The organism is Caldifermentibacillus hisashii (assembly GCF_039654145.1).
GTDB lineage: Bacteria > Bacillota > Bacilli > Bacillales > Caldibacillaceae > Caldifermentibacillus > Caldifermentibacillus hisashii.
In genome coordinates this window covers 698,891-715,664 of sequence record NZ_CP155467.1, presented here as the reverse complement: position 1 = coordinate 715,664, position 16,774 = coordinate 698,891, and the positions used below count along the sequence as shown (strand labels likewise).

The window sequence follows — 16,774 nt, the reverse complement described above, 5'->3', positions numbered from 1 at the left end:
CTACTTGCCAATTTTCTTTTATATCTCTACTGATTTGAAGAAGTCTTTTCAATAACCTTTAAAACACTATATATTTTACTAACCCGATTAAGAAATAAAGTTCCAAGCAAAATCCGGTCCTTTCTTGGTATCCTATTCCATCCATACGTAAACTTTGTACAGATCCTTAACTAAAAAGACTTCACCTTCAATCAAATTTTTAGTTTCTCTGATAGCTTCTTCCATCAGTCATGTTGTCCTCCCTTTTTAATAACAATATCAACAGCATTGTTATAAAGAATATACATACATTACAAACTTTTATCAATTACAAAATAAAAACCGCCAACCAAAAGAATTTATCTCCGGATTAACGACGTCCACAAATCAGTTATTTTGTAAATAGTTCGCAATTGTACAGTATTTCCTTTGTATCAAGCAAGGTAGCTTCTCCTATTCCCACATTATTGACTTTCATAAAGGATTGTACCGCTTGGTATCCCACTGCATAACCAGCAAATGGTGATAAGCCAACCGGTTGATAGCCCTGTTCTTTTGCAATAATGTCACCAAACATATAACTACTAACCTCAGCAAATCCTTTAACATCTAGTGCGTCCTTTATTATTTCTGTTGAATATTCCAAATCCTCTTTGTCAAAAGAAGTAACCCAAGGTCCTAAAAGTTCATCGCCATACAGTTCTTTTGCAAAAGACTCTGCCAACCCCTCTATAATTAAGTAATCACCAACAGTTACGTTTCCATGATCCCAATCAAAATATGAAAAACGGATATTATGATGAAATTCATGTGCAATTACAGCAGGGATTTTCGGAATATTATAGGAATTGGGATAAATGGATACTTGAATAAAACCTGGGATCCCACCGAATCCACAATAACCTTTTTGCAATTCGAGCTTTTCGGGGTCAGCTATATACATTCCAAATCTTAACTCGTCAGCATTTATTTTCAGATTATTATCTTGAATAAATTTAACACATTGCTTCAAAGTGTCATAGGCAGTTTGAAGAGCTTGAATGTCTTTTAACTTCTCTAACGCAATTTTTCCAGTTTCGGTATTTGATATATCAAGGTATCCAAGCATTTTGGTAGCCATTATTACGTCGTATCCATTAGGTTGATTTGCCTTTAAAGGAACGTTCATGATATTCCACATTTGTTTAAATGGTTTCATCATTGAAAATCGATAGAAGTCTTCTCTCTCTTCTTCCATACTAAATAATTCTTCATATTGTTTGATAGTATCTTCAATCCCTATTTTCATTGCTGCCACCTTTCTTCTTTTAACATTTTCCGTTGCAAGATTAACGCTTCCTGTTGATTAAATGAAGGGCTATGGATAATCGTTCTAATCTCCTTCAAGGAAAAACCAAGCTCTCTGAAAAATAAATTTTGCTGTAACTTTTCAAGTTCCTCTTCAGAATTAAGCCGATAGCCAGAAGCGGTGGTTTCTTTTAGCGTTAATAATCCAGTCTGATCATAATGATGAAGTGTACGAATACTTGCACCAACCAATTCAGCTGCTTCTTTTACTTTCATACTCATGTCTTGCACCTCCTTCAGTTGCCATTATAAAGTATGACGTAACGTAAAGGTCAATAGTTAAATTCAGAACCTGATTTTGCAGAAAAAACACCCGCCAAAAGAAAGGTTCTCCTAATTCAAGAGTGTTCATCCAAGGTTATTTTCATACAACTATTTAAATACTTGATTTGAAACCAATGGTCAGCTTATCACCAAACGCTGTGATCCATGCAATAACCCGCCTTACTAATTGCTCATCATATTACTCCAACTTGCAGGATTGTTCATTTAGAAAATCTGACATTTCAGCAATTCGTTGCCTCTGAAATCCTTATATATCAACGAATTCAGGGCCTTATCTCTGCTAAAAAAGGGGGGAAAGTTTAGCGATTGAGTGCATCTATCTTGTTGAATTCTACTTCAGTTATTGAACCTTTTTGGAGCATCTCTCTAAGTAATTTCTCTGCCTGGATATAATCATGTGCTTTGCGGGCGCATAAAGTGTACGGGAAATATATCCGCCAATTGAAAGATGGTACCTTGAAACTGAATAAGCAAGCCATACGGAATGAAGAGAAATACGATGGCAAATACTTAATCCGGACATCAGACGATACGTTATCCCTTGAGGATATTGCGTTAGGGTATAAGCAGTTACTTCAAGTCGAAAGCGCTTTTCGAACATTAAAGTCCACATTAAAAATACGGCCGATGTACCATCGGCTAGAGAGACGAATTCGAGCTCATATCATCATTAATTGGCTGGCACTTTTACTTGTCATGTTGATTGAAAATGAAACCGGCTCGAGTTGGGATTTCGTGCGTCGTGAGGTCCAAAGGCTTCAAGTGACGGAGATCTATATCGTACGACGACACCAACCGCCAAACAGAAAGAGATTTTCAATAAAGTAGGCGTGGATTTGCCTCCTGAAATTTTAGAAATCAAACCGAAAAGCTAGTAACACAATAATTATGCCCTTTTTCCCCCTCAAAACCTTGATACACAAATCTTTGAGGGGCATTCGTTTACCTAGCAATTGTCGAACTAGGGTTTAATTTGGAAAAACTATATTATTTCTTTACACTACCCTTGACATCAATACCACGCACTCAACATGGCTTGATTGGTAATCGCAGATATATGGATGTAGTAGTGTTTGCCTATATTTATTATGAATAGAAAATCCTTTTTATCAAATTCTTTAAATATCTATCTTCTGTTTTTATCTTAATCAAATCTCATATATACCCTATCTTTCAAAAAGTTCTTTATATCAGGATGTAGTTTTATTACATAATTATCTATAAATTCTTGTATAAAGGGTGCAATATTATATTGACTGTCCCTTGCTGGTTGAATACCTAATTCTAATGCGTCAACATAGTCACTAGAAGAAATAAGACTTGGCTTTATCAAAATAAGTAAAACAACAAATACCGAAACAATATAACTAAGTTTAAAGGTGATGTCATTAAATATCTTTTCGATAGTTTTGTAATCATAATTTGCGTAATTTAGTTGGGCGTACATTATTCCATTTCCATGAACAAAATTATTTAAATTCTTCCCTATATTGTCCCATGCTTTACGTAGATTATGTTTAATTATTGCTTTATTTATCGATTCATTCTTTATGAGATAGATTAGAATATCTGATATAGTAAGATTTTCTAGTTTATTCTCCATCCATTTGAAGGCATTTCTCTCGTGTACGGTTTCATGTCCCAAACGATATCTATTCACTACTTCTAATAAATATAGAAAAAGAAAAAGATCGTCCCTAAGTTTTCTCATTAATACATTTACATCACTAAAGTGTCCAATCTCAACTAGTTGTCTAATACTTAGCAATGTACTATATGTTGAATCTAATATCTCACTTTGCATTATAAAGACCTTATTTTTATGAAATAAAAAAGCAAAATTCCCATTCCACCATATCAAATCAGTAAAATTGCAAATAAAATTTGCTAGATCTTCTATTTTTAATTTTGTTTCTTCAAAACTAGGATGTGCTATAATGCTTTCGCGTCTACGTTTTAATGAATCTTTATAATATTTCATTTACACCCTCTTATTTCCAAACTTATATTTTTCCAATATTCTATATCCAGTTTTTAAATTCCTTTACTTTTAGTTCTTTTATTTGGATTATCTTCTTTTACCAAATCATTAATTAAACTATTAATATTAACACCAAATCCCATTAAATTAGGTTGTAATATTAGATACTCGTTTAGTTTACTTAAAATTTTTCTTATTAATGATTTCCTTTGTTTTTTATTATTTTTTTCAACAAGCAATTCTTGAATACTAATAATTAATTCATTTACAATGTCACTGAAGTATTTAGATTGTAAAGTTAATTTTTTCAACTCTTCTAAAATCCAAATTACTTCGGTCCGATTTTGAACAGTAGATAATAAATTCTTTGCATAAATTATTAAAAAGTCTATTTTATTTTCAAATGTTAATGTATCATATTCAATACCTTTTAATATTTTTATTGAATTATTAAAGTCTGACTTATGAAAATATATATCGGCAATTAGTATTCTTGTTAGATGTAAATCCTCCAACTTCAAACTCTGATTATAAAATTCAAAGGCTTTTTCAAAGTCATTTAATGAGAAATATACATCTCCTAAATGCGAATAGACCATTGCTTTTCCTGAAACTGTCAAACTATTATCACTTAACATTGATTCAAAATATGTACCTGATCTTTGTTTTAAATGAGTATCTTCCAACAGTTTTCCACCCAGAATGTACACATTACCATATTGATAGAAGTCATAGGATTCTTTTACTTTATCTGAATTGTTATTTGCAATTTCTATCGCTTGTTTTATTATATTTTTTGCTTCGGCAGTATCACCTATAGAGCCTCTGCCAAAATAAAAAATATACCCTTGAGCGAGGCTCTGGAAAATTAATTATCTCGTTTTTTGCCTTTTCTTCCAGATTTTTAAATTTAATAAAAATAAAATGGCTATTTTTCTCCAAAAAAGGGCATACGTATCCTGCCTTCACAAAATGGGTTTTTTTCACTGCCCTTTGTGGAAAGGAGACGCTGCATTTGACTTATTCACATATCCACCTGTGAATAACTTAATTCAGTCGATGGCGTGTCCATCCACAATTGGCCTTTCCTGTCTGATGATACGCCATATTTGCCATGATATGCATAGATATCATGCAACGATCCACATGCGCTTCAACTGCCTGTTTTCCACGCTTGTGAACACGACGGAGACTATATCCGTCTTTTAGAATGCCAAAGATTCGTTCGATGATCGTTCTGGCACTATATAACACTTTAAATTTCCGCCCATGTTGGGGCAACTCGACGTCTACTTGAGGCGCTTGATCAAAGTCCAGCCGAAATACTCTTCCTTGTGCTGCCCCATTACAACATTCCACGTGATTCGACAGCGGGCAGGTGAGTCCTTCTTGCCTAGCATTTGGATGAAATACAGGACAAGTGTAAATATATTGCCCCTTTTCCCGATCAGATCCTCTAAGGTCCATTTTATGTTCACTGATACAGATGGGGGTGCCGTACCGATTGATTTTTTCAATTCCCCGGGCGGAAGTTGGTTTATCTTTACGGTTCCGTGGGTTGATGGGTGCCACCAATTTCGCCTGTAATACGTCCTTTGTCACTTTTTGATTTTCCGGCGTTTGGTAGATTCCATCTGCCAAGATAAAGTCCAACTGCTCAGCCATCTCGGGGTGCTCCGCCTTAAACGTCTCCAATGTCGTTTCTAATGTTTTCCCATCAGGTGTATTTCCTTTGAATACTTCCCGCGTCAAAGGCAAGCCGGATTTCACCCCGCATACCATTGATAATTTATGCGCAATATAGGAGACTGCATTGCTTTTACGCATCACCCCTGCGTTATCATCTGTAAGGATTCTGGGGCAATCGCAATCACCTTTGCAAGAACACGTCTTCCTTGTTTTATTCAACGTTGCTTCTGCCTCTATATGTGATGTATCCACGGCGACTGCTTTCTCAAAAGTTTCAACCACGCCTTCCCTTTTATTATATTCAACCACCAATAGCCGGGCTTTTTCCCAAAGATCATTTGTTGTCATGATTTGATCAAAGCGAGCAAAGGAACGGTAGCTCGGAATTTTCTCCGTAAATCCACACATGGCGGCAAATAGCGGGTTTGATTTCACTTGTAAATAGACACTTTCAACCATCACTTCAATATATTGTAAAGAGGCCAGTTCAAAAGCACGAAAAAAGGGCATGAAAGGATGCGGTTTTCTCCCGGCAGGAGAGGAATGAAATAAGGAAGACGTAGACTTATCTTCTTCCTCCGGTATTGAAAATAGTGCTGGTTGTATTTCATTAAAATGATCATGTGCTCTTTCCTTTTTTAGGTGCAAATATAAAAAGGTGTAGTAATCTCGTTCAACCGGTTTAAAAATCTCCCATGGAAAACACATGGCCGGAATGACAAAGGGTATATCGGCATAGTCTTGCCAATTGTGGGGAATCAAATTTTGTTGTATTGATAAATCTCTGGTTTGTGTTAGAATAGAAGTAGTCATGAAATCACTCCTTGGATACTGGATATTGGGTAGTACTTATATCTTACCAAAGGAGTGACTTTCATGGCACTTTTTTTTCAAAAATAATTATGTTTTTCCATTTTACAATATTTACCAGGGGAATGAGTAGCCTAATCTATTAAAACTCGTCTAAAACCGACTGAAATGGAAAAATTCAGATATTGATAATAAGCGAATTTATCCACTGAAATTAAAACTCACCATTTTTTCTTTTATACTTGTCATAATATTCGTGCAAATACCTTTTTCTATAGTGGAATAAATCCACGATCTTTAATTGTCTGACTGCCTACTGCTTCAGGAGATACAGCATTTTGGCAAAGGCTCATAAGTAAAAATTCTATCGACTTTGCTCCTAAATACTTTATCTTTCCAGAAATTTTCGTCTCCATTTTAATTAATCTGTCTATTATTTCTACTTTATTAGAAAAGGGTAATTCATCTCCCATAATATCTAGATACAATTGAAGAAAGTCTAAATCATTAATCTCACTAAATGATATATTTGTTAAATATTTTTTCGCATTAACTAAGTTATTATTGTATAAATATTCCCACATAACTTTATAATATAAAATGCGTGTATGCCATTTTCCATTATCGAGTAATTCTTCTAACCTATTTAACATATCAATAAATGGTATTTGTAAGTTTGCTTTACTAATAATAACAATCATCTTTTCAAGTAGTTCCGAAAGTGCTTTTATATCTATATCAAGCAATTTATTTCCATACAGTGGATTTCTAACTAGTAATCCTTCTGTATGTCTTTTTACATTAATCATGTATCTAACTATTTCAGCCTTACAAAATAAAAATGCTTGTTTATAGTCACCTTTTTCGATTTCAGTAGACAAATTTTTTAATGAAGAGATAGTCAATAAATCTTGACAACAAAATTTGAATTCTTTTCCCGATCCACAAAAACATTCCATATTTCCTGTTAGTTTAAATTTATACACCTTTTATCAACTCACACCTAAAGATAATCTTATAAATTATTATTCTAAATTAGAATTTCCTTCTTAAACACAAAATAGAAAGGTTGTGAACAAAATACTTTATTACTACTTTTCAACTTTTATATTTTTCATTAACATTAATTCATTTCATGATATGGGGAATTTTAGTTATTCTCATAATAATTTCCTTATTTATTTTTACGATTTCTACGCCTACTTGCTCTTGCTATCTTTTTCCTTCTTTTTTTGTTTACTGTTTTATATGTACTCTTTTGTTTCAGAGGTTTTTTTATAATACCTAATTTAGTAAAATACATTTCATCAAATATATCTGAATACTCGTGATTCACAATAATCTTATCCGCCTTTATTAATTGATCAATATTTGGTTTACTCATAAATAATCCGAATATATCTAACTCATCAAAGGCTATAAATTTTTCTTGAAATCTACTCCTAAAATCAAGGTAATCATTCAGTATATTCGGTGATAATTTTTTAAACTCTAAGTACTCAACAATAGATTCTAGGTCGAATATATTAACAGCATAAGGAAATCTATCACTTTTTTCTTTCTCTAAGAGATATGATAAGTTAGAGGCTATCACCCCAAAGTTTTCTGCCGTTACACAAATAATATAGATGTCATTAATTTCTTTTGAATTAATCGTTGTAATTAATTGTCCAGATTGATTGTATAAATTTGTTACTTCTTGGCCAATAATTAAATCATATAATCTCTTTGCCTGATCATATGCTTTTTGAATACCACCATCACTTTTGAAATCCCTTTTTATACGTTCATAGGCTTTATCAGGATTTCTGAATGGTTCTTTAAATTTTGAAGCTTTAACTTCAATTATATATATAGTACCTTTATTAGTTTTTATTAATAAATCATGTTCATTTTGAGAATCGGGTCTTTCATATATAGATGAAAAGTACTCTGCATTTTTCCCTAGTAACCGTTTAAAAATTTCTAATGTCTTTTCTTCTGATTTTCTATCTCTATTTCTAAAAAAGGACGTTCTACGATTACTTTCTTCTATAGCATTAAAAAATTGATTTTCAAAAGCATGTAAGATTTGTTTTGAAATTGGGATATAATATTCATTTTCATGTTTAATTATAGGTTTATTATCAAAAGGTCCACTTTCAGTATAATAATAAAATTCTCTTTCTTCTCTTCCTACAGAAAAATAATTCAAAAAACTCATAACTTTTTCGTGTGTAAATTTTTCTTCAAATTTATTAAGATTTATTTTGAAAAAAATTGTTGTAAAAGGATTCTCTAAGTTATCTAGCGGAAAAGCTTCTCTAGTTTTTTGCATAGCAAGATCAGAATTCATTTTTTCATTTTTTATTAGTTTATTAAAATACTTATATGCGGGTAATAATTTCTCAAAAAAATTCTCTGTTCCATTTTGATAATCATCAAGTTGTTTCTGAAGTATTTTCACTAAATATTTATACATATCAATAAATTCATTTACTGTGCATCCAAATTTATCAATGATTACAGAATCATAAGGAGAGGCCCATTGTTGAATTCTATCAATAAGTTGTTCTTCATACGGTAATGAATGTGTATTGAAATAATTCATAAAAACTGGCATAGCTAATTCACGATGTTTGTACCAAGAATCTGAAACTTCTTCATTATCATCAGGAAAGAAAATTAATCCATAAATTTGAGCAATCTCATTTAATAGCTTTTTTATTTCCTCATAAGTTGTTTCAAAATCTACACTTGTATTTGTTTCTGTTTGTGGATTGCTAAGTAGCAGGTTCAACAAATAAATATATTGCTTAAAAGGGGATATTAATTTTGTTGTGTCAAACACATCTTTACCATCATAATGGAGCTGAAACTCAACACAAACCATGCCAATTACATCTAGTGTATCAACTTGTTTTATTAACCCAATTAATTTATCTGTTTTTTCAGTTAATATATTATTGATATCCATAAAATCACCTCTTTTGTTCGGGTTAATCATTTCACCCTCAACTGTTCTTAATTTTGACTAATAATCTTCTCACTCAAGAAATTTTGATACTTGATTTTAAACTTTGCTATGGTTTCTTCTAGTGTTTATACCCACTTGGTCTTTCAATAAATTTTCTGGTTAATTTATTTGCTTTATAGTACGCTAGCTATCTAAATGTGCTTTTACAATAATTTTATAGCAATTCACAAGTTTTTCCAATATCCCACTAATCTTTCAGTTTTTTTAGTAATTTGATAAAAGATATCAATGTTACTACTACTTGTAAGTCTGATATTAAAAAATTGTATTATTTCACAAATTAACAGATATATTATAAAAAGGCTCAAGTTAAGAAATACTTATTATAGGAAAGTATGCATTTCTATCCAAGAAGTGATGATCAACATTGAATCCATTATTTTAGGGACAGAATACTAAATATCTTGGCATATATCTAATATAAGTTGCTACAAAAATAGAATTTCAAAAAAGTAAAAGGGTGTGAACGAGTTGGAAGGGTCAGAAAGAAAACTTTCACAAAATAAAATACCTTTACCCGAACATCTACACTGGAAATTAGCAACAATCGTAGAGGTTAAAGAAAGTTGGAGAGTCATTCATAATCTATTAAGTCGCGGACATCAACCAGAAACTATAAAAGCATTATATCCCACAATAGATGATGATTATTTTAAATTAATTACCGATTATTTTAAACAATACGGAGCTATTGATGTCGAAACAGTATTTAATTCCATTTTGACAGATTACCGTAAAAATGAACTTCGAATTATTTTGGAAAGAATGATTAGCCTTAATGATTTTACTTTTGAAGATATAAATTCTATTATTCCTGATAAATTTCAAAAAGATTTGCTTTCTCCTGATAAATGGTTATTGTAAAAAGTCAGAGTCATTTCTTTTGAGAATTTCATAGAGAATGGGGAATTGAATAAGTAATTTTTTAAAATTCCCTCTTAAAATCCTTAATTCTGAAGCTATAATGATTTCTGATTAACCGATTTGTTCAAAAGTAACCATAATAAGCGAAAACCGCGGTTACATGATGTTATCATCATGTGCCGCGTTTTTTATTGGAGGGATGATCTATAAGCAAACAAGAAACAGAAAAACAATTTCTTAACAAGATATTAAAAAGCTCTGAAAAAGTCGGAATCTCTAAAACCGTCATTGAACGTTTTATTTTGTTCTACGGAAAGGAGGTTTTCGATAACCATGTCAAACCTACTCGATCTACTGAAAGAGTTAGGGGTTCCCATTAAGACAAAAGTGTTCATTGAATCACCGAAACAAACAAATTACGAATATCAATTGCAAATGGATTTAGATTTGGATAAACAACATAAATAGTTTAAAACCTTCTTCTCCCGTCAATCCTTTTAATAAAGGCTTTGACGGGAGGAGTATTTATGTCTCGAAAAGATATAGTAAAAGTTTCATTTAATGAAGATTTACAAGAGGAATCTTATTACTTTATGAAAAGGCTAGTTGAAAAAGTTTTAATCGATCAGCTTGAATTACAACCAAAAATGAAGGGTTTCCTTCTTGAAGAAAGTAATAAAATTGTAGAAAAGGAGTAGACTCTCATGGAATCACACCAATATTATGAACCCAATAAATACTATGAATATTTTATTGCGGTTTATAGTAGGGTAAGTACAGCTCAGCAAGACATTCAAAAGCAGATTCTACTTGCTGAATCTTATATTCATAATAATCGGATTGATTTAGATAAAGTGATTTGGTTAAAAGATGATAATGTTTCAGCCAATAAATTAGCCATTGAGGATCGGCCAGATTTACAAAAGTTACGATTACTTATTCAACAGAAAAAAGTAAAAACAGTCATTGTATACAGTCGTGATCGTTTAGCGCGAAATTTTTATGAATACGTTGCAATAGTTAAAGAGTTTTATAAATACGGAATCAAGGTGATTTTCACATCAACAAAACAACCGCCGTTTTCTCCTAAACTTTCAATTGAATCGTTATATGGGATTTTTGCACAAGTCGAGGGCCAGAATATTTCCGGTAGAAGAAAGGATACAATGAAACAATTTCCTTCTTCTATATTTGGATATAAACGGATTGGAAAAAGAAAAGATGTTAAGTATATCCCGAATCCAGAAGTGGTTAATGACTTAAAATCTTTTTTCTATGAAGTGGCTGAAACCAATGAAGCAGATGATTTGTTCAATATTATAATGAAATACAAAAAGATATTAAAAAACAAAAGGTACGAGGATTTATTAAAATATCTAGAAAATCCTTTTTATTCGGCACATATGAAGACTTCGTACGGTTTTGAAGTCCTCCATCATGTAGAACCGATTATCTCACTAGAAGAACATCTAAAAATTCAAGAAGTGCTAAAAAAATTGAAAGATGAAGTATTTCAAGCCATAACCAATGCAAAGAACAGAGGATACATTACTCCACAGTGTATATTTTGCAAAAAAGACATGACTTTTAAAACTTCAAAACTGGGAGAAAGCAGTTACTACATCTGTAAAAGAGGACATGAGAAAATCAGAATTACAGTGGAACAATTGAATGAGACCATTCAATCTAAACTTTCAATCATTATAAAACATATCCCAGTTGACACAATTAAAAGCTTTGTATTTTCCCATTTATCTAGAATCGAAAAGGATTACAATCATGAGATCATTAACTTAAATCGAAAGTTAAGCTCAATTCATTCTACTATAGTAGAAAAATATGCGGCAAAGAAGAACATCGATTCACTCATTATTGAGTCAAAGGATATAAAAAATAAAATCAATCATCTCCATATCGAACTAGCCAAAATTGCGGAAGCACGAAATTCGGTAAATGATCTTGTCAGAGCCATTAAACAAAACCTAGAAATGGAAATACAAAACTACAACTTATACTATTTATGCCATCTATTCCTTGAAAAAGTAGAAATCGGCCCGGATACATTTATTTATCATGTTCCCTTTGGAGAATTTTTAAAGGTTGGTGAGCCATATGCACTTTATGCATAAATACACTTACTTAATAAATGGGGTTTACTTATTGACAGAAACACCTAGACCGAATCTTCAACAGGTAAATTTACCTTTTAATATTTTTAAAGATTCTATTCCTTTAGCAACATCGTATATTCGCTGGTCTGATGATGGACAAACATTCGGCCATTCTTTGCATATCCAAGAATCCGAAATTGTTGCTAGAGCAAAAAGAGAAGGATTTCAAGTTGTGGCATCTTTTATTGAAGAAGCAAAATCCGCCTATCATATTCCTGCACAAAAAAGGGTTCAAATGCAAAATATGAAGCAATTTATTCTAAACAATAAAAATGTGAAAGCCGTCATTTTCTATGAAGAATCAAGAATCACAAGGCTAATTGAAGACTTTGTATTATATGTACTCGGACCAATTAAAGAAGCCCGACCAAATTTTAAAGTATACTCAACGAAGATAGAAGGTGAATGGAACGAAAACAATCCTTATGTTCAAGCAAGATTGTCATTTGCTCATGAAGAATCGGTAGAGAAGTCTCGGAGAGCATCTGATTATCATACGTCTGTAGTAAATTCATCGAAACCCGAACGTCCCGGATCTAGAAATCCCTATGGTTATTCTCTAACAACAAAGGACAATACGATTGAAACCAATGAAAATAAAACCATTGTCATTCTTATCTTTTATTTATACAGTTACGGTTATAGTGATCGAAAAATCGCAAATTTATTAAATGAAGCGAAAATTCCACCGCCAAGTATGGATGCAAAAGGCTGGAGTGATTCAACCGTACGATATATTTTAAACAATCGATGGTATATCGGTGACTTAGCATGGTTTACCCGCACCAGTTTTGAGAATAGTAAAAAGAAACCAGAGGAAGACATTCTTCTATTCAAAAATCATCATGAACCTTTAGTTGGTGCTAACTTGTGGAATGTCACCCAATTTTTCAGGAATTATAAACAAAATAAGGATCACATGGATAGTCCGTTTATATTGCGTGATTTAATTTATTGCCATGAATGTAAAGAAAAACTGGTAACGAGAAATTCAACTCCAGCTAAGTCCAAGAAAAAATATATGTATTACTGTTGCCCTTCATGTAAAAAGAAAATATCAACGGATAAAATTCATGAAAGTATATTTGCTGATTTTTCATTAAGATGGGGCAGGGAATTGAAATATTATGAAAAGCAAACAGAAAAAATCTTAAATCGATGGAAAAAAGGGCTTGAACAAAAAATCAATGACTTGAACGAAAACCTTGAAAAACTAAAATATCTTTTATCCACACTAGATAAAAATAATGAGTACTATCTGGAGTTAAAAGAAATCTTTGAAATGCAAATATTATCTACTACAAACGAAATACAGGAATACCACACAACAAGAGAACAGATTAATCTTTTGTCAGAAGATGAAATGCAAGCCGAATTAATTGGTCGATTCAAACAAGATATTCATAATTATACAAATGAAGAAAAACGCGCTATATTTCTTTTGGCAATCGAAAAGATAGGAATTAACTTTTCGAAAGATAACCATGTTAGAATTGATTACCGGCTCACACCATATGTGGAGATTGAAGACTTAATGAAGCAGCTAGATATCGAAAGTGCGTAAACTGTTGTCCAATTAATTTGGGCAACAGTTTTTTCTTTAATTAAACTAAAAGTTTCAGCAAAAGATTATGTCATTTATATTCTCTTAATCTTTTCAATTAATTCTTTTCGTTCTTCCAAAGGAAGTGTTTTAATTGCGATTAACAGAGCGTCAATGGTTAACCATTTGCTTTCCTTTTTCAAAAATAACCGAATTCTTTCTTTTAAAGAATCTGATACTTCTGTTTCAATCATCCCTTCTTCAATAAATAGTTGCACAACTTCTTCTATTACTTCAGGAGTAATCTGCTTTTCTCGCTCTTGCAACTCTTCTTCGATTTCCGACCAATAATCTCTTAAAAATTGTTCCCACTGGTCATCCTCCAAGTAAAATAAATCTATATAATAATTCTGGTAAGTAATCTCTCCATCCTTTTCATAGAAATTTCTTTTACCAAAGTTATTATTTTGCTGGGAATATAAAGCTTGTAGATTTTGAACTAACTGATTAAATCGCAAATCCGGTTGCTGCTCCCATATTTTGAACAACAGAGTTAAAATCCTTGGAATCCTCTTCGGATCTCTCACTTTCATATCCCTCCAATACAAAAACATCTGCTTACTTTACCGAATAATTTATCTTAACACTGCTTACTTTACCGAGTAATTCACCGGATGGCTTTTTAAGTAAAATTCAAGGACCGATTAAACCCTTTGATATCAAGGGATTCTTGATAATAATATTCGGTAAAGCAAGCATCGAAGGATACTTCGATGAGTACTTTACCGAATTTGTATTTTACAATATACTCATATTACCGAAATATTAATCACTTGACCTTCATTTAATTATTCTTCCAAGCATAGACTGATTTTGCATAACTATTTTACCTTTTTATTTTCAATATTTATTCTCCAACTATCTTCGTTTGACTATTTTCAGCTAAGGAATCATTAAAGTTTCGGCCTATATTAACAAAAGATTAGTGAAGAAACCTTGTTTAAAAGTTACTTTCTTAGCTCATCTATAAATTTTTCTTGTCCACTGTCATCCAAGTATTTCCAAAATTTCCAACCATTTGTTGAAGTATTACTTTTCCCAGTTAGGGCAAATTTAGCTTTATTAGCTGCAGATGATACTGAATGACTTTCTCCTGAAAATAATACCTTTTGCGATTCAATATCAAACGTTGCATCTACCCTCTTTTTATAATATGTTGCAAAGATTTTGATATTTCCCTTAACTTTGGGTGCCTGATAGTATTCTTTTATAATCTTCTTCTCTTTATCAATAACATTATTTTTAATCAATTCAAATAAAAGTTTGGATCTTTCCTCTACAAATTCAGTATAAAAGTCATCGTATAGCCCTTCAATAATCTCGATTGGAACTAAATGTTCTTTTAAAGTAATATCCAATTTTGCATTTGATTTTTTTATTTCAGATAAATATTGTGATGGGGCCTTCTTTCCCACTTTAATATTTGTAATTTTAGGTATTAAAGTTCTATTTGCAACACAATCGATTAACGACAAAGCTTGGTCGTCATTTTGAAACTTCATCTTTATATAGCCCTTAGGAAAAATATGATGATCTTCTAATTTTTTATTAGCTGTCAACTTACTCGAATTATTCCAATCGGAAAGTCCTTTAGCCTCATAATTAAGTAAATTTAAAATGCCTTTATAAATAACATTTGCCTTTCTAGAATAAGAATAAATATCTTCATATGAAACAATTTGGGACTTCAAACGAGTGAAAATTACCCAATCAGTAATTTTTTTACCATTTGCAATACTTTTTAAAACATTTGAGTCCTGAAGAATAGCCTCATTAGATCCTGATGAATATCTCTGAGAAAATATCGATGCCCAATACCAATACTTAATAAAATCAAATTGCCACTCATTCATTTGAGAAAACTCTTTTTGATTGGACTCTCTTAAGAAAATTATTAATGGGATAACCATGTTTTCATAAGGCATCCAAGACTGAGAAATTATAAAATTTTCATTAAATAAAAAATCTAATACTTGATTATAATGCTCACAAACTTCATTCCAATATAAATTAAAATGTTCATAATTTAAATTAGACAATATGTAGTTTCGATCAATATCTTTTCCATTACTTACAATATATGCAATTGTACGAACAATGATTTCTCTATCAAATTTATGGTTAGGATACTTATCCTCTAATTCATCTATTTTATCTCTAAGATTAAAGCCTTTATATAATTTAGCTGCTAGAATATCAATGAAATTCAATTGAACTCCCTTGCTATTGCTACGCTCAAAAAATAATGCAAATTTTTCATTATCCATGTTTAAAAGATAATATGACAACATTACTTCACTGTTAAATAACTCACCTAATTTTGTACAAAAAATTAAATATCGTCTAAAGTTTTCCTTAGTTTCTTTTTCATCCATTCCTGCAATAAAAGAAAGATTTTCAAAAAAACTTTCCTTTATATCATCTTCAAACATTCCACCTTTTGAGATTTCATATGCATCAGATATCTTTATAGAAAGTCTATCTTGATCTTCTTGTAATGAAAATTCAAAAAGCATCTCTTCAAGTGTTCGCTCTCTAAACTGTTTATTTTTAATTTCTTCCTTCAGTTCTACTTCATTTTTCGCAATAAACCAAATATCGTCTATTCCTTTCAACGCTCTATATAATGATGTAACACGCTGCTGTCCATCGAGTATCAGCCTAAAATTTGATGTTTGTGATTTTTGATTAATCTCTTCTTTATTGAAAGAAGTTATTTTTAACTTTCTTCGACTTCCTTTTCCTTTTCTAGGTCTAATATCGATTTCCCTAACCGTAATTTCAAATGTTGGTTTCCCATAAATTATGGATCCAATAAATATATCTCTAACTATAGAGTCAAATAAATCACAAGTTTTTCTTAATTCCCAAACAAAATCACGTTGAAATTCCGGGAGTACTATATTCTCTTTATCTATGTTTTCTACAAGGTTCCTTATAGATTCAGTTTGTTGTGGCGTATTCAATTTCACTCCTCCAATTTACACTAGTTTCTTAATTTCTGGTTTTCTTTTGAACTATAAATAGGC

At 31.5% G+C, this 16,774-nt stretch carries 16 protein-coding genes and 2 pseudogenes; 6 read left to right on the top strand and 12 right to left on the bottom strand.

All coding sequences use genetic code 11. The annotated features are described in order from the left end of the window. Positions 1–26: 26 nt before the first annotated feature. From NSQ14_RS18860 to NSQ14_RS03330, 5 genes and pseudogenes are all read right to left on the bottom strand, one after another. Positions 27–110: a hypothetical protein gene (locus NSQ14_RS18860; RefSeq protein WP_428831588.1), complete on the bottom strand. Its 84-nt coding sequence runs from the start codon at positions 108–110 to the stop codon at positions 27–29. A 22-nt stretch (positions 111–132) separates the two neighbouring features. After that, positions 133–225, bottom strand: coding sequence for a DUF1413 domain-containing protein (locus NSQ14_RS18855; protein WP_428831586.1), 93 nt, complete (start codon positions 223–225; stop codon positions 133–135). A gap of 145 nt (positions 226–370) precedes the next feature. Beyond that, the gene (locus tag NSQ14_RS03340) at positions 371–1,267 is read right to left on the bottom strand and encodes a DUF2268 domain-containing protein (RefSeq protein ID WP_346216867.1); all 897 of its coding nucleotides are present in this window, start codon (positions 1,265–1,267) and stop codon (positions 371–373) included. An 8-nt stretch (positions 1,268–1,275) separates the two neighbouring features. Further along, a pseudogene (locus tag NSQ14_RS03335) lies at positions 1,276–1,548 on the bottom strand (MerR family transcriptional regulator); the annotation flags it as partial. A 362-nt stretch (positions 1,549–1,910) separates the two neighbouring features. Next, complete coding sequence (locus NSQ14_RS03330) at positions 1,911–1,973, bottom strand: SHOCT domain-containing protein (RefSeq protein ID WP_311315803.1); 63 nt, start codon at positions 1,971–1,973, stop codon at positions 1,911–1,913. A gap of 31 nt (positions 1,974–2,004) precedes the next feature. Here NSQ14_RS03330 and NSQ14_RS03325 point away from each other — a divergent pair. After that, positions 2,005–2,486: pseudogene (locus NSQ14_RS03325) on the top strand (IS1634 family transposase); the annotation flags it as partial. Between the two features lie 269 nt (positions 2,487–2,755). On the opposite strand, the gene NSQ14_RS03320 reads toward NSQ14_RS03325, so the two are convergent. The 5 genes from NSQ14_RS03320 to NSQ14_RS03300 all read right to left on the bottom strand — a co-directional run bounded on the left by NSQ14_RS03320 (position 2,756) and on the right by NSQ14_RS03300 (position 9,047). Continuing rightward, a complete protein-coding gene (locus NSQ14_RS03320) occupies positions 2,756–3,592 on the bottom strand; it encodes a hypothetical protein (protein WP_034768120.1) in 837 nt (278 codons plus the stop codon). A gap of 53 nt (positions 3,593–3,645) precedes the next feature. Continuing rightward, entirely contained in the window at positions 3,646–4,278 is a 633-nt protein-coding gene (locus NSQ14_RS03315; protein WP_346216866.1) for a tetratricopeptide repeat protein, read from the bottom strand. 361 nt (positions 4,279–4,639) lie between these two features. After that, positions 4,640–6,094: a transposase gene (locus NSQ14_RS03310; RefSeq protein WP_041845943.1), complete on the bottom strand. Its 1,455-nt coding sequence runs from the start codon at positions 6,092–6,094 to the stop codon at positions 4,640–4,642. Between the two features lie 269 nt (positions 6,095–6,363). After that, entirely contained in the window at positions 6,364–7,077 is a 714-nt protein-coding gene (locus tag NSQ14_RS03305) for an SEC-C domain-containing protein (protein WP_346216865.1), read from the bottom strand. Between the two features lie 188 nt (positions 7,078–7,265). Beyond that, on the bottom strand, positions 7,266–9,047 hold the full coding sequence (locus NSQ14_RS03300; protein WP_346216864.1) for a hypothetical protein: 1,782 nt from the start codon (positions 9,045–9,047) through the stop codon (positions 7,266–7,268). A 531-nt stretch (positions 9,048–9,578) separates the two neighbouring features. Here NSQ14_RS03300 and NSQ14_RS03295 point away from each other — a divergent pair. The 5 genes from NSQ14_RS03295 (at position 9,579) to NSQ14_RS03275 (ending at position 13,706) form a co-directional block, all read left to right on the top strand. Next, positions 9,579–9,971 carry a hypothetical protein gene (locus NSQ14_RS03295; protein ID WP_346216863.1) on the top strand — a complete coding sequence of 131 codons (393 nt, stop codon included), beginning with the start codon at positions 9,579–9,581 and terminating at the stop codon, positions 9,969–9,971. Positions 9,972–10,304: 333 nt separating this feature from the next. After that, the gene (locus tag NSQ14_RS03290; protein ID WP_268235420.1) at positions 10,305–10,439 is read left to right on the top strand and encodes a hypothetical protein; all 135 of its coding nucleotides are present in this window, start codon (positions 10,305–10,307) and stop codon (positions 10,437–10,439) included. 59 nt (positions 10,440–10,498) lie between these two features. Continuing rightward, positions 10,499–10,669: a hypothetical protein gene (locus tag NSQ14_RS03285; RefSeq protein ID WP_172967550.1), complete on the top strand. Its 171-nt coding sequence runs from the start codon at positions 10,499–10,501 to the stop codon at positions 10,667–10,669. 6 nt (positions 10,670–10,675) lie between these two features. Continuing rightward, entirely contained in the window at positions 10,676–12,100 is a 1,425-nt protein-coding gene (locus tag NSQ14_RS03280; protein WP_346216862.1) for a recombinase family protein, read from the top strand. A gap of 31 nt (positions 12,101–12,131) precedes the next feature. Beyond that, on the top strand, positions 12,132–13,706 hold the full coding sequence (locus tag NSQ14_RS03275) for a recombinase family protein (RefSeq protein WP_346216861.1): 1,575 nt from the start codon (positions 12,132–12,134) through the stop codon (positions 13,704–13,706). A gap of 74 nt (positions 13,707–13,780) precedes the next feature. Here NSQ14_RS03275 and NSQ14_RS03270 read toward each other — a convergent pair whose 3' ends face one another. Together NSQ14_RS03270 and NSQ14_RS03265 are read right to left on the bottom strand one after the other, a co-directional pair. Beyond that, positions 13,781–14,272 (bottom strand): hypothetical protein, encoded by a 492-nt coding sequence (locus NSQ14_RS03270; RefSeq protein WP_041845298.1) that lies wholly within the window; start codon positions 14,270–14,272, stop codon positions 13,781–13,783. A 420-nt stretch (positions 14,273–14,692) separates the two neighbouring features. Further along, positions 14,693–16,711, bottom strand: a complete 2,019-nt coding sequence (locus NSQ14_RS03265) for a DUF262 domain-containing protein (protein ID WP_041845299.1) — start codon at positions 16,709–16,711, stop codon at positions 14,693–14,695. Positions 16,712–16,774 lie beyond the last annotated feature (63 nt).

Excerpts from the sequence above, each read along its gene's own strand:
- NSQ14_RS18855 (WP_428831586.1), bottom strand. The coding sequence starts at position 225 with ATGGAAGAAGCTATCAGAGAAACTAAAAATTTGATTGAAGGTGAAGTC.
- NSQ14_RS03340 (WP_346216867.1), bottom strand. The coding sequence starts at position 1,267 with ATGAAAATAGGGATTGAAGATACTATCAAACAATATGAAGAATTATTT.
- NSQ14_RS03320 (WP_034768120.1), bottom strand. The coding sequence starts at position 3,592 with ATGAAATATTATAAAGATTCATTAAAACGTAGACGCGAAAGCATTATA.
- NSQ14_RS03310 (WP_041845943.1), bottom strand. The coding sequence starts at position 6,094 with ATGACTACTTCTATTCTAACACAAACCAGAGATTTATCAATACAACAA.
- NSQ14_RS03300 (WP_346216864.1), bottom strand. The coding sequence starts at position 9,047 with ATGGATATCAATAATATATTAACTGAAAAAACAGATAAATTAATTGGG.
- NSQ14_RS03290 (WP_268235420.1), top strand. The coding sequence starts at position 10,305 with ATGTCAAACCTACTCGATCTACTGAAAGAGTTAGGGGTTCCCATTAAG.
- NSQ14_RS03285 (WP_172967550.1), top strand. The coding sequence starts at position 10,499 with ATGTCTCGAAAAGATATAGTAAAAGTTTCATTTAATGAAGATTTACAA.
- NSQ14_RS03280 (WP_346216862.1), top strand. The coding sequence starts at position 10,676 with ATGGAATCACACCAATATTATGAACCCAATAAATACTATGAATATTTT.